This window comes from Leptolyngbya sp. FACHB-541 (assembly GCF_014695875.1).
In the GTDB taxonomy this organism is placed as follows: domain Bacteria; phylum Cyanobacteriota; class Cyanobacteriia; order Elainellales; family Elainellaceae; genus JAAUTN01.
Genome location: NZ_JACJPC010000064.1, coordinates 53,239 through 66,273, shown reverse-complemented (window position 1 = coordinate 66,273; position 13,035 = coordinate 53,239). Strand labels below are relative to the sequence as shown.

General features: G+C 49.3%; 10 protein-coding genes and 1 pseudogene. 8 read left to right on the top strand and 3 right to left on the bottom strand.

All coding sequences use genetic code 11. The annotated features are described in order from the left end of the window. Nucleotides 1–22: 22 nt before the first annotated feature. On the bottom strand, nt 23–712 hold the full coding sequence (locus tag H6G00_RS14090; RefSeq protein ID WP_190797222.1) for a LuxR C-terminal-related transcriptional regulator: 690 nt from the start codon (nt 710–712) through the stop codon (nt 23–25). A gap of 80 nt (nt 713–792) precedes the next feature. On the opposite strand from H6G00_RS14090, the gene H6G00_RS14085 reads away from it, so the two are divergent. Both H6G00_RS14085 and H6G00_RS14080 read left to right on the top strand, forming a co-directional pair. Beyond that, complete coding sequence (locus H6G00_RS14085) at nt 793–1,302, top strand: MAPEG family protein (RefSeq protein ID WP_190797221.1); 510 nt, start codon at nt 793–795, stop codon at nt 1,300–1,302. A gap of 182 nt (nt 1,303–1,484) precedes the next feature. Beyond that, nucleotides 1,485–1,841, top strand: a complete 357-nt coding sequence (locus H6G00_RS14080; RefSeq protein ID WP_190797220.1) for a hypothetical protein — start codon at nt 1,485–1,487, stop codon at nt 1,839–1,841. A 108-nt stretch (nt 1,842–1,949) separates the two neighbouring features. Here the strand turns inward: H6G00_RS14080 and H6G00_RS14075 are convergent, their stop codons facing one another. Beyond that, a complete protein-coding gene (locus H6G00_RS14075) occupies nt 1,950–2,564 on the bottom strand; it encodes a polysaccharide deacetylase family protein (protein WP_190797219.1) in 615 nt (204 codons plus the stop codon). Between the two features lie 503 nt (nt 2,565–3,067). Here H6G00_RS14075 and H6G00_RS14070 point away from each other — a divergent pair. The 4 genes and pseudogenes from H6G00_RS14070 to H6G00_RS14055 form a co-directional block, all read left to right on the top strand. After that, complete coding sequence (locus H6G00_RS14070) at nt 3,068–3,784, top strand: iron-containing redox enzyme family protein (RefSeq protein ID WP_190797218.1); 717 nt, start codon at nt 3,068–3,070, stop codon at nt 3,782–3,784. After that, nucleotides 3,781–4,962 carry an enolase C-terminal domain-like protein gene (locus tag H6G00_RS14065; RefSeq protein ID WP_190797217.1) on the top strand — a complete coding sequence of 394 codons (1,182 nt, stop codon included), beginning with the start codon at nt 3,781–3,783 and terminating at the stop codon, nt 4,960–4,962. Before H6G00_RS14070 ends, H6G00_RS14065 begins: the two co-directional genes overlap by 4 nt. A gap of 75 nt (nt 4,963–5,037) precedes the next feature. Beyond that, on the top strand, nt 5,038–6,702 hold the full coding sequence (locus H6G00_RS14060; RefSeq protein ID WP_190797216.1) for a GH3 auxin-responsive promoter family protein: 1,665 nt from the start codon (nt 5,038–5,040) through the stop codon (nt 6,700–6,702). Between the two features lie 80 nt (nt 6,703–6,782). Further along, nucleotides 6,783–7,070, top strand: a pseudogene (locus tag H6G00_RS14055) (DDE-type integrase/transposase/recombinase); the annotation flags it as partial. Nucleotides 7,071–7,101: 31 nt separating this feature from the next. Here H6G00_RS14055 and H6G00_RS14050 read toward each other — a convergent pair. After that, nucleotides 7,102–7,857, bottom strand: coding sequence for an SDR family oxidoreductase (locus H6G00_RS14050; protein ID WP_190797215.1), 756 nt, complete (start codon nt 7,855–7,857; stop codon nt 7,102–7,104). A gap of 412 nt (nt 7,858–8,269) precedes the next feature. On the opposite strand from H6G00_RS14050, the gene H6G00_RS14045 reads away from it, so the two are divergent. After that, a complete protein-coding gene (locus tag H6G00_RS14045; protein WP_190797214.1) occupies nt 8,270–11,932 on the top strand; it encodes an NB-ARC domain-containing protein in 3,663 nt (1,220 codons plus the stop codon). Between the two features lie 286 nt (nt 11,933–12,218). Next, nucleotides 12,219–12,908 carry an S-layer homology domain-containing protein gene (locus H6G00_RS14040; RefSeq protein WP_190797213.1) on the top strand — a complete coding sequence of 230 codons (690 nt, stop codon included), beginning with the start codon at nt 12,219–12,221 and terminating at the stop codon, nt 12,906–12,908. Nucleotides 12,909–13,035: the final 127 nt, after the last annotated feature.

Genomic DNA, 13,035 nt, shown 5'->3' with positions numbered 1-13,035 from the left:
GTTTAGAGTTAGACCCGTGAAATCAAACCTTTAACTTCGCAACCATTTCAGCACGGGCAGAAACGTCTAGCTTCCGAAATATTCGCTTGAGTACCTGTTTTACAGCATCACGACTGATATTCAACTTTAAGGCGATTTCTCGATTGCTGAAGCCTTGGGCAACTAATTCCGCAATGTCAATTTCTCGTGGTGTTAAACCGTTGACTATAGATGGAGCGATCGCAAGACGCAAAGTTGCTAAACGCACGGATAAGTGTTGACATAGAGAACTGACTTGAATCAGATCACGGTCACCAAAGGCAGGAAGCTCTTTCCCACGCATAAAATAGATTCCACCAATCAGCCGACCGACCCCGATTAGTGGTGCAACCATGCCATGTTCGACCCCATAAATACGGAATACATTCTGATAAAGGTCGCTTTGGTGCCAATCCTCTAAAGACTGAACTGATAGATGGTGAACCGGAATTTGCTGCCGTATCATTTGTTGGCTCACTAAATCTGCACTTTGCCCAATATCTTGATAGTGATCTCGAAACGTATCTGGCAGTCCCCAAAGATCTGACTCAAATACTCGAAAACGGCTATCGAGCAAATCCAAGCCCCAAGCCGTAGCTCCTACCAGCTCACCCGCGTAGCTCATGAAGCAAGAGCGCAATTGTGCTTCATTTGAGACGGTAGTGATTTTTTCGATCAAAGGGGCAAATTTCATAGATTTGTACCCAGTTGGGGACTTGGTTAAAGGGTTGTAAGACTTTATTTTGTAGAACTGGTCTGCAATTTAGATGTTCTATGTCTATCCCCATTTCAACCTTTTTCGTTGGGCTTAATGGTTTTATTGCGTTTGCTTTGTCTTACATTGTCGTTATGGAACGTACTCGAACTCGCATCTGGCATGGAGAAACTGAAGCAGCACTTATAAACCAGCCTAATTACCTTGAACGTCCCAACAAATGGGCAGCTTTTGTGGAAAACTATACTCAAAAATCCCTGCTCACCAAAGCTGACGATGGCATTCTTCAGCGCAAGGTACGTGCCTATGGAAATTTTACAGAATACGTACCATTAGGGCTGTTGTTTATCATAACCTTAGAGTTGATGCATTCGTCGCCTTGGATGCTTTGGCTGATAGGGAGTGCGCTAACGATAGGACGGGTAGCCCACGCATGGGGCTTAATTACCACCTATGGTCCCTCACCTAGTCGCGCAGTCGGATTTTTCCTAACTTGGTTTGTTTACATTGTTGGTGCTGCTGCCTGCATATACTCCAGTGCGATCGCCATCCTGTGGGATGCGTCATGATGCACCTTTTTGTATGTAGTTATATGTAGTCACTGCTTGAGCTTCAAGGCTTAGTTCGGTACTAATTTGAATAACATCTGGCGAGGAAATAGGAACGCGAAACAGCTGATTATTAAAGTCAAATAACTGGGTTCTAAGTAAAATAGAGAGTAAAAGATAAGGGTGAAGACAGGAGGGGATAAGTGGAACTTACATCTAAGCAAATAGCAGAAGCATTTTCTAGTCACAAATTTGAACTCACTTATCCATACTGGTCAGATCATATTCGACGGAATAATGTAGGTGGTCAACAGTTTGACGGCAGAGACAATGTAATTCAGTCCTGTGAAAAGTCGGCAACGCATTTAGCAACGGTTAAAACAAAATTTAGCAAATTCAGAACTATTCTCAGTGAGAACTGTGTAGTAATAGATAGCCTCGCCGAATACGGATCGACTGGCAATGAATTGTCTACAGTTGCATCTTGTGACATTTACCACTTTGCCGAGGGTAAAGTGTCTGAAATTACTTCATACAACATTGAATTAAATCAAAGTTGATTGAACCACTTGAAGGCGTACAATAACCTCAAGACACATCGATCGCTGAAAGATTATCAGTGCGATCGCCCCCAGTTTTATGTTGACAAGAAAACCTAACTTCTTAACCTAATTCACTAATGGATGTGAAGGCAAAGCATTCAGGTCACGAACAGTGACAAACTGATAGCTGCGATCGCGTAAAGCCGTAAAGATATTACGCATCGCATAAAGAGTAGGCTGCTTCCAAGTGTGAGCAAGCACGACCCGACCATCAAATGCTCTACTCACCATCATGCGTTGCATAAAAGCAGTATCGGCACTATCTTTTTCATCGTGGGGAGTGTGCCAACCGACGCAGCGATAGCTCGGAAACTGTCTAACAATCTCATCATGCAGCTTCTTCGTTAATGCTCCATAGGGCGCACGGAAATAAGTGGGAGAATGTTGAATCGTTTGGGTGATGAGATCATGATTTCTACGCACATCATCAATAGCCTCATCCACAGATAGCTTTGCCAGGTTGCGATGGGTAAAGGAGTGATTGCCAATTTCATGACCTTGCTCAGCCATTGCTTTGAGCAGATCAAGGTGCTTTTTAGCATTCACACCGACCACAAAAAAAGACACTTTTATGTTGTACTGCTGCTGATTGAGTTCGCGAATTACCCGCAACAGTTCAGGGGTTCCTGCAATCGGTTCTGTTTTAGGATCATCATCAAAGGTAAAAGCAATCCGTGGCATCCTGACTTCCTCACTGATGCAAGTTTTAAGTTGCGTCTGGCTGCACTGCGATCGCCTTTATTCGGCGCTTGAGTACGGCAGACGCTCTGGGCAGCAGCGATTGCCCTGCCCTTCTGTGTCTACAGCGCATCATGACTAGATTCCGTATTAACCCCGAGCGATAAGCTCATCAAAAATGGCAGTTGCTCAAGTACTGTTTTTACCATTGACGTTCCTAGTAAAAAGGAGACCCGATTTAGTGAAGAATTGGGCGGGTTGAAAGCAGTCGGGTGGGTTGAAAGGCGCTTTAAAACTGACAAATAGCTCTTTAATGGACAGCAGATGGATATAAGCTGGAGTTTCAGTAACTTTTATCCATCTAGAAGAAGAACGAAAATTTGGGACAACTTGAAAAGCTCAACACTGGCTGCGCTCGTCCACGCTGAATTTTTCAATAATGTAAGGCGCAACACAACCAGAGAATACATCAACCAGCGCATTCCCAAACACTACGCTTCAACATTATGACTATTCACTCCTTAATCGAATCTCAGTACGCAGCACAGGCTAAATTCTTTGAACATTCGTCTAGCTTTCAGCAGTTAGAATCTGGCAAAGCTCCTGTCGAGTTCTACGACCAATTCATTGCTAACTTGTGTCAAACCCATTTAAAGAGCCCGCAGATTTTGGCATTTCTCTATGCAGTTTCTCCCCCGGAAGCGGCACCGCAAATCAGGCACAACATGCTGGAAGAGCTGGGACTAGATGAGGCAGGAATCTCCCATCCAGGGTTGCTGTACCAGTTAGCAGCAGCAGCAGGGTTTGATGAAACAGCGCAGGCTGAGCTGACTCGTGCCGCCCAAGAACAGCTCCGGGTGATGTGTACCGATCCCCTGATGTTTGGCACGATAAAGGAGTTGGGGTTATCCATCCTGTTAGAAGTAACCTGTTTTGAGTGGATGTTATCTCGGCTCTCAAGCCGCATCGGTAAAGCGTTAGAAACCCATCGGCAGCTATCCCCAAATCATCTGGAATGGTTTTATCACCACTCTGAAGTGGATATTCGCCATGCTGAAGAGGGCTTACTGTCAGTCGCGCACTACGTGAACTACTACGAGATTGACCCATCAGAACTAGAGGCTATTCTCGACATTACCTTCCGTGAAAACATCTTCATCAAGCGCTATTTTGGTGCGATCGCCCTAGCAACCGAAACCCAAATGATGGAGCCAATGGCATGAGAATCATTGAAGCAACGCTGTTTGCACTACGGATTCCGTTTATAGAAGCCTTTGCCCACAGCATCAAATCTCGCACCTATTCCGATTCGATCGTCGTGCGCCTCAAGGCATCAGACGGCACCGTTGGCTACGGAGAAGCCGTGGCTCGTCCTTATGTGACTGGGGAAACGGTAGAGTCCTGCCTTGAGTTTATGGCAGATACGCTATGGGCAGCCGTGCGGCAGGCGGATTACTCTACTGCCCCTCTCGATCTGGAGTCGTCATTGGATTGGTTAAAGGCGATCGCCGCCACCCTTCCTGCCGGGACTTCTGATACTGTTGTTGCCTGGAATGCCGCCCGTACCGGATTTGAACTGGCATTGGTCGATTGTTTGCTCAAGTCTCAGCAACGCTCGTTAGGAGAATTGCTTCCTCCTCAGCGTTCTCTTATCACCTACAGCGGCGTGATCACATCTAGCACGGTTGAGTCAGCCGCAAAGAACGCCAGGCGATTTAAGCAACTGGGAATTTCGCAGCTCAAAGTGAAAGTGACAGGAGAAAACGATCGCGATCGCATTGCTGCTATTCGCGAGGCGGTGGGAGATGACCTATCTTTGCGAATGGATGGCAATGGGGTTTATTCAGTTCAGTCTGCCATCGCTACCTGTCAAACGTTGACAGAATTCAAAATTGACAGCGCTGAGCAGATGATATCGCGCGGCAATCCGGCAGATCTGGCAGCCGTGCGCTCAGCCTCTCCCATTCCTCAAATGGCAGATGAATCTTTGATTACCCTGGAGGATGCTCAAGCACTGATCGCAGCAAAAGCGTGTCAGTTCTTCAACCTGCGGATTTCCAAATGTGGAGGATTGGCACATACCATTGCGATCGCTCAATTGGCTCAAGCGTCTGGAATTCGGCTTCAGGTCGGCTGTCAGGTGGGTGAAACGGCAATTCTTTCAGCAGCGGGACGACACTTGGCGGCATGGCTACCAGAGGTGGTGTTTGTGGAAGGCTCCTATGGCACATTGTTGTTAAGCGAAGATGTCAGCCGCACCAGCATTCACTTTGGACATCGTGGACAGGCAAAAGTGTTGACTCGACCAGGATTAGGAGTTGATGTCAAAGATGCCGTTTTAGAAAAATATGCTCACCAAACGATCAATCTAGCCACCGCATCGGTGCCCGGATTGGGCTGATGAGGGTAAACACAACACCTGCATCGGTGGCGCTGCTGCTAATCCATCCTACGAATCCTTAGAGCATTTATTCCCATGTCTATCCTACTTAAGGCTGCCGTTCAGTGGAACGGTCGATTTCTGGCGCAACGATTTGATGCAGCGGCACAGGCACCAGAAGCGGAGCAGCGATCGCTGCTTCAACAATTGCTGACTCGTCATCACACCACTGTATTTGGGCAGGCACATCATTTCGCTCAAATCCATACACCAGAAGACTATCGCTATGCGGTGCCCATACAAGACTATGAAGGATTTCGTCCCTACATCAACCGCATGATGCGAGGAGAGCCAAACCTGTTGGTGAATGAACCCGTGCAGCTATTCACCCTCACCAGCGGCACAACCGGACAACCCAAATACATTCCCGTTACCCCTTCGTCTGAGCGGGGTGGCTCCAACCTGATGCGGCAATGGCTCTACCGTGCCTTGAGCGACCATCCTCAGTTTCTCAATCGTGCCAGCGCAGGGATTGTTAGTGCCGCAGTGGAAGGCTACACCGCCTGCGGAATCCCCTACGGCAGCGTCTCTGGACGGATCTATCAACAGATTCCCTGGATCGTTCAACGCTCCTATGCCATTCCCTACCCCGTATTTGAACTAAAGGATTACGATACTCGATATCTGGCGATCGCCCGTTTTGCCCTGGCGCGGCAGCTTTCCTTCTTGACAACACCCAATCCCAGCACGCTGATGCGATTGGCGCAGGTGATGACGACTCATCGCGAAGGGTTGATTCGCGCCATTCACGATGGCACGTTAGGATTTGCGGCAGAACCACCCTTACAACGGCGGCTACAAGCCCGGTTGAAGCCCCAACCGCAGCGATCGCGGCAACTAGAACAAATTGTAGAAGCCACCGATGCCCTGCATCCCAAAGACTGTTGGACTGATTTAAAACTATTGGGCTGTTGGACGGGCGGCAGTGTAGGAATCCAAGCACAACGGTTGGCAACTGAATACGGCAATGTGCCAGTTCGCGATCTGGGTTATATCGCAAGCGAAGCTCGGGTTACATTACCCCATCAAGACCATACCCCCAATGGCATTCTCGACCTAACACTCAACTACTATGAATTTATTCCAGAAGACAAGATTAATGAACCCAATCCACCTATTTACCTAAGTCATGAACTAGAGCTGGGTAAACAGTACAGCATTTTGCTAACCACCTCCGCTGGACTCTACCGCTACCATATCAATGACATTGTAGAAGTCACTGGGTTTTACTATCAGGCTCCTATCCTGGCGTTTGTTCGCAAAGGAAAAGACATGAGTAACCTGACGGGAGAAAAGCTACATGTTAACCACATCCTCATGGCAATGAAGCAAATGGAGCAGGAATTTGATCTGGCGGTTAAACAATACTGTTTGGTGCCTAATTTGGATGAGATGCGCTATCACCTGTATCTCGAATTGCTGGAAGAACGGAGCGATCGCTGGATACAACACACTCTCATGCCTGCTATCGAGCGCTCACTTGCTCAGGTAAACGTAGAATATGCCCAAAAGCGAGACTCTGGGCGACTACATGCCCTCTGTTTACACCTCATGCATCCGGGCTGGGCAGAAGCATTGCAACGGCAGGCGATCGCCAATGGACAGCGGGATGTGCAATACAAATGGAAAATCCTCTCTCCTGAAGTGCCATTGGGCGATCGAGCGGACATCCTCAAAACATTTGAATCTCAGCCCAGGTAATGTGTTCTAAACCTTGAAGTATAGATTGAGATACAAACTAATGAGCCATAATTTGCAATGCCTTGACTCTACTCGTATTAAACGACGCGTGGCGTGTGGACGAAACTTACATCAAAATCAAGGGCGTGTGGAAGTACCTGTACCGAGCGGTCAATTCAGAAGGCAATACGCTGGACTTCAGGCCCAGTGCAAAGCGGAATAGCAAGGCAGCAGCACGATTCCTTCGCAAAGTCCTCAAAGCTCAGCACACTCAAACTCCACGGGTAATTATCGTGGACAAGAATGGCGCTTACCCAGTGGCAATGGATACTCTCAAACAAGATGAGGTGATTGGAAAAGCGACCGAATTGAGGCAGAGCAAATATTTAAAAGCAACTGTTGAAGGAAACGTAGTGTTGGCTAGGCCGCTTTAGCTTGACGGTCGAGCCACAGATCGAAGTTCGTCGCCCCAACACGTGGCTTGTCGCTAGGGGTGAGGGAGCGATCGTTCAACTCTATGCCAAAGTAGCGGGCGTGGATGTCTGTGATTACTTTGCGTGTGTCGTTGTTTGCGATCAAGAATCGTTGGACGAGTTCGTCGAGACGGAACTTTTCGGGACCAGCCACCTCGATCGTGCCGTTCAGGGGTGCCTCGACTGTGAGATCAGTCAGTACGGTAACCACATCATCTGACGCGATCGGCTGCACTAGCGCAGGTGACAAGCGAACCGTTTGCCCGTCGGTGCTTGATTCGGCGATGCCACTAAGGAACTCGAAGAACTGCGTTGCACGCAGGATCGTATAAGGAATCTTGGAATCCTTAATCAGCTTCTCCTGGGCAACCTTCGCCCGCATGTAGCCGCTGTCGGGCAAGCCATCGGCATTGACAACCGACAGCGCTACGTGATGTCCCACACCAGCCGTCGCTTCTGCGGCAAGCAGGTTACGTCCTGATGTCTCGAAGAACTCCAAAACTGGCTTGTCCTCGAACGAAGGCGAGTTCGCCACATCAACAACAACCTGAGCGCCCACAAGCGCTTCAGCCAATCCCTCACCTGTGATGGTGTTGACCCCTGATCTGGGTGATGCCGCCACAACCTCATGACCAAGCTGACGAAGGTTGTTCACAAGCTTGGTTCCGATTAGCCCGCTGCCACCAATAACTACAATCTTCATATCGAACCTCTTTTGTTTGTTGTTTTGAGTGAATCCGTTGCAGCAGAAACTTAGCCTGTCAACCGGGTTGGGGTCGTAAGACTGAATTACTACTAGAATTCGGGGAATTGTGCAGGTTGTTCAGCGGTTAGGAGCTAATGCGTTGCTCATTCCTTTCCCTTGCGCCTTTGAACCTGATGTCACTACATTAGGGAAGTTTTTTAGGTTTGTCGTTACCTACCAGTTCACTACTTTGAGGTCAACATGATGAATCTAAACCCTAGAAGAGAGGTGAACTTTTTTGCCATTAATTTTGGTTTGAATTGGCTAAATTCCTTTTCCTGCATCAGTTCTAGCCTTGTCGTGCTGGAAACAAAAAGTTCACTTTGACTCAGGTAAAATCAGGTCACTACCGTTAATGGAGTAAAAGACAATGGATTTAGAGCAAGCGCTGCAAGTTGCTAATTCCGTAGTCTTTGCCAGAGTGGGTAGACGGCTCAATGAAGTAGAAGCCGCCATTCTACTAGGAGCCTTGCAGGAGCAGACCTACGAGCAAATTGCTGAAGTGTCTGGCTACTCGCTCAGCTATATCAAGCGCAACGTCGGTCCCAAACTCTGGAACCTGCTAGAGCAAGCCTTCGGGGAGCACGTCAGTAAAACCAACTTTCGCGGGGCGTTAGAACATCAGTGGCGTCAGTCGCTGATTGGTGCGACCCAAACCCAGGCTCTAAGCATTGAGCAATCGACTGCCCGATCGCACCCGCCAGATTGGGAGAGTCCTATTGATACGGCTACCTTCTGCGGACGCAGTGAAGAACTGATGCGCCTCAAGCAGTGGGTGTTGGAAGAACAATGCCGCCTCGTGCTGCTGCTGGGCATTGGTGGGATCGGCAAAAGTACTTTGTCTGCCAGACTGGTGCAGCAAATTCAAATCGGGTTTGAGGTGGTGGTGTGGCGATCGCTGCAAAATGCTCCACCGTTTGAAGAGTGGTTAGAGACAGTGTTGCCGATGCTATTGCAGGCACAGGGAGAAGACATCACCGTGCCAAGTACCTTGGATGGGAAACTGCAAAAGCTGATGGAGGGGTTGCGGCAAAAGCGCTGTTTGCTGATCCTGGACAATGTTGAGACAATCCTGAGTGCTGGGCAACCGACACAGTATCGACCAAGCTATGAGGGGTATGGTCAGCTATTCAAAGAGATTGGGGGAGTCCCCCATCGGAGTTGCTTGCTGCTCACCAGTCGCGAAAAGCCTAGAGAGATTGTGCCACTAGAAGGAATGCAGCAATCAGTCAGAACATTCCTGCTCAAAGGACTGAACCCAGAAGCAGGACGAGAACTATTTCTCTATAAAGGGGCATTTGCGGGAACAGATTCAGAATGGGAGCAATTAGTAAATCATTACAGCGGCAACCCCCTGGCACTGAAGCTGCTAGCAGCCACAACCCAAGACCTTTTTAGTGGCAGCATTGCTGGGATATTGAACTATGTGCAGCAGGGGTTAGCGGTCTTTGATGATATTCGAGACTTGCTCCAGCACCAGTTTGATCGCCTGTCAGAAGTTGAGCAGGAAATGCTCTTTTGGTTAGCCATTGATCGGGAACCCGTCTCGCTGTTCGAGTTGAATGAGGATCTTGCAACCAAGGCTTCCAGACGCAGATTGCCGGATGCGATGCAGTCGTTGTTGCGACGCTCGTTGATTGAAAAGGAGGGTGAACAGTTCTTTCTCCAGCCTGTGGTGCTGGAGTATGCAACCGATCAGTTCGTGCGGTGTATTTCTGGGGAAATTGCCAGCCAAAGGCCAGAGCGGTTAAGAACTCATGCGCTGCTCAAAGCCCAGGCAAAAGACTATGTACGGGAGATGCAAAAGCGGTTAATTATTGAACCAATCGCTGAACAATTGTGGCTCCAGTTTGCCAATTCACAAGCCCTTGAGCAGCAGTTGAAAACTCTGTTGGAGCAGCAACAACAAGCACCTCAGCCAGATTATATGGCTGGTAATCTTCTCAACCTGCTGGTGCATCTGCAAAGCAATTTACAAGGCTGTGACTTTTCCGAGCTAGCCGTATGGCAAGCCGACTTGCGGCAGGTCAACCTGGCAGGGGGCAATTTTCGCAACGCTGATTTAGCCACATCTGTGTTTGCAGAGACTTTATGTAGCATCATGTCAGTCAGCTTTAATCCAGATGGCAGCTTGCTGGCAACCGGCGATTTGGACGGTAAGATTTGCCTGTGGCGTGTGGTCAATGGTCAACAGGTTTTGACATTGCAAGGACATACAGGTTGGATCTGGGCAGTCACCTTCAGTCCCGACGGAAAAACGCTAGCAAGTTGTAGTCATGACTCGTTGATTCGGTTGTGGGATGTGCAAAACATCGATTTTGAGCAACACAATCCTGCAAACTTGGACCAAGCGAGTGCTTCCAACCATCTCCCAGGAGCCTGTCTCAAGACACTGCGGGGGCATCTCAGTCGGGTTTGGACGATCGCCTTCAGCCCCGATGGTCAAATGCTGGCAAGTGGCAGTGATGACCAGATTCGGCTCTGGAATGTACGCGACGGCACCTGCCTAGCAGCTTTGCAAGGTCACATGGGTGGGGTCACTTCAGTCAGCTTTAGTCCCAATGGACAGATTCTGGCGAGTGGCAGCGAAGACTCCTCGATCCGATTGTGGAGTATTGATCACGGAACCACCCTCAAAACCTTGCAAGGACATACCCATTGGGTGAGGGCAGTTGCCTTCAGCCCGGATGGTCAAACCCTCGCCAGCAGTAGTGACGATCGCACTATTCGACTATGGGAGGTAAAGACAGGCACCTGCCGCAAAACACTGCAAGGGCATACGGGTTGGGTCACCTCACTCAGCTTCAGTCCTAATGGTCAAACGCTTGCCAGTGGTAGTGAGGACGCCTCAGTGCGGTTGTGGAGTGTGCAGGACGGAACGTGCTTCACACTTCTACAAGGTCACAGCAGTTGTGTTTGGGAAGTTGCCTTTAATCCAAATGGTCAAACCCTCGCGAGTGGCAGTGCAGACCGTTCAGCTCGATTGTGGGATGTCCAGGATGGCACCTGCCTCAGGACGTTTCAGGGGCAAACCAGTGGAGTCACTTCAGTCAGCTTTAGTCCAGATGGCTCCATGCTAGCCAGTGGCAGTTATGATGCCCTCGTGCGGCTATGGGATGTGCAGCAAGAAACTTGCTCCAAGAATCTGCCAGGACACACCAATTGGATTTGGACGGTGGAATTTTGTCCGAACGGTCAAATGCTTGCGAGTGGCAGCAATGATCAAACTGTGCGGCTCTGGGATGTGCGATCTGGTGCCCCCTCCAGAACCCTACAAGGACATACAGGTTGGGTTTTATTCGTTACATTTAGTCTTGATGGATACACCCTTGCGAGTGGTAGCAACGATCAAACTGTGCGGCTTTGGGATGTGCGATCTGGCACCTGTCTCAAAACCCTACAAGGACATACGAGTTGGGTTTGGGCAGTCGCCTTTAGCCCTGATGGTCAAACTCTTGCGAGTGGCAGCAACGATCAAACTGTGCGGCTCTGGGATGTGCGATCTGGCACCTGTCTCAGAACCTTACAAGGGCATACAGGTTGGGTTTTGTCTGCTGCTTTCAGCCCCGATGGTCAGACTCTAGCGACTAGTAGCCAGGACGGCTCAGTTCGATTTTGGCATGTGCAAGACGGAACGTGCTTGGCAACGTTACACAACCATACCAATGGCATTCGCTCCGTTGCCTTCAGCCCCAATGGTCGCATTTTAGCCAGTGGTAATGATGATCGAACTATCCGGCTATGGGATGTCCAAGACGGCACCTGTCAGAAAGTCCTGCAAGGGCACACCAGCCGAGTCTGTTCTGTTCAGTTTAGTCCGGTTGATGTTAGCCTGCCATCAGGTGCAGGTCCGATTTTAGTCAGTGGTAGTCAGGATGAAACCATTAAGCTGTGGAATCCGACAACAGGTGAGTGTCTCAAAACGCTAAGAGCTGATCGCCTTTATGAAGGCATGAATATTCAAGGCGTAACCGGGTTAACGGTCGCTCAAAAAGCCACCCTTAAAACGTTAGGGGCAATTGATGTACAGTGACTTTTTATTTGAGATAGAGACACATTAGTGTCGTTGAAGAAGCAAAGTTAAAGTTAGTCTGCTTTTTTGCCTCAAGTCAGATTGGCAATGCTGATGGACAGATGCTAATCCACTGAGCAACATCTCCCTGTAACCCTGCAACAGAGGAAATGTTGCTCGACGACACGAATTTGTCTCAATGTCATTTAATTTGGCACTGTATAGAAGATTTTATGCGGCAACCAGCGATAATGAGGGAAGTTTTATATCAATTCATTTCCACCCCAGCATTGACTATTTATCGCTCGTGTCTATTCACACTCAATTTTTGACTCGCTCTATCCGCTTGATGGCGCTGAGCTTCGCCACTGCCACACTTGCCGCGTTGGCATGGCACATTCCAACTCAAGCCCAACCTGCTTTTTCAGATGTGCCCTCGGACTATTGGGCAGCACCGTTCATTCAAGCGCTCGTCGATCGACAGGTGATTCGCGGCTTTACAGATGGTCGCTTTCGCCCTGATGAGCCGATCACTCGCGCTCAATTTGCTGTGCTGGTCGAGCAAGCATTCGATCGCCCGACTGTCCGCAGCGCAATTCGCTTTCGCGATGTGAGCGATCGTTACTGGGCAGCAGGCGCAATCCAAAGCGCTTACACTGAGAGCTTTCTCAGCGGCTATCCGGGCAATGTCTTTCTGCCCAATCAGCCAATGCCCCGCGCTCAAGTCTTAGTGGCGCTGACGAGCGGTCTGCAACTTGAACCCAGTGGAACCAATGAGAGTGTCATTGGTGGATTCCGTGACTATAATGCCATCCCGGAATATGCCAAAGATGGCGTAGCGGCAGCGACCTTCCGCGACATGACCGTGAACTATCCCGATCTTGATTTCCTCAGTCCCAATCGCGCTTCGACCCGCGCTGAAGTTGCGGTCTCAATTTATCAAGCTCTGGTGGCGACGGGCAACGCTCCCCCGATCGCCTCTCCCTATATCTACTGATCTAGAGCTAGAAGCTTCCCATCGCAGAGCGAGTTTGATCGAGCCGTACCCCGCATCGACGGTTAGATCGGCAGGATCGATGGTTGTGCTAGCAGACGAACAGGCAATTACCCGTCACCACTGGCTC

Coding starts and splice junctions, on each gene's coding strand:
- H6G00_RS14090 (WP_190797222.1), bottom strand. CDS start 712: ATGAAATTTGCCCCTTTGATCGAAAAAATCACTACCGTCTCAAATGAA.
- H6G00_RS14075 (WP_190797219.1), bottom strand. CDS start 2,564: ATGCCACGGATTGCTTTTACCTTTGATGATGATCCTAAAACAGAACCG.
- H6G00_RS14060 (WP_190797216.1), top strand. CDS start 5,038: ATGTCTATCCTACTTAAGGCTGCCGTTCAGTGGAACGGTCGATTTCTG.
- H6G00_RS14070 (WP_190797218.1), top strand. CDS start 3,068: ATGACTATTCACTCCTTAATCGAATCTCAGTACGCAGCACAGGCTAAA.
- H6G00_RS14085 (WP_190797221.1), top strand. CDS start 793: ATGTCTATCCCCATTTCAACCTTTTTCGTTGGGCTTAATGGTTTTATT.
- H6G00_RS14065 (WP_190797217.1), top strand. CDS start 3,781: ATGAGAATCATTGAAGCAACGCTGTTTGCACTACGGATTCCGTTTATA.
- H6G00_RS14050 (WP_190797215.1), bottom strand. CDS start 7,857: ATGAAGATTGTAGTTATTGGTGGCAGCGGGCTAATCGGAACCAAGCTT.
- H6G00_RS14045 (WP_190797214.1), top strand. CDS start 8,270: ATGGATTTAGAGCAAGCGCTGCAAGTTGCTAATTCCGTAGTCTTTGCC.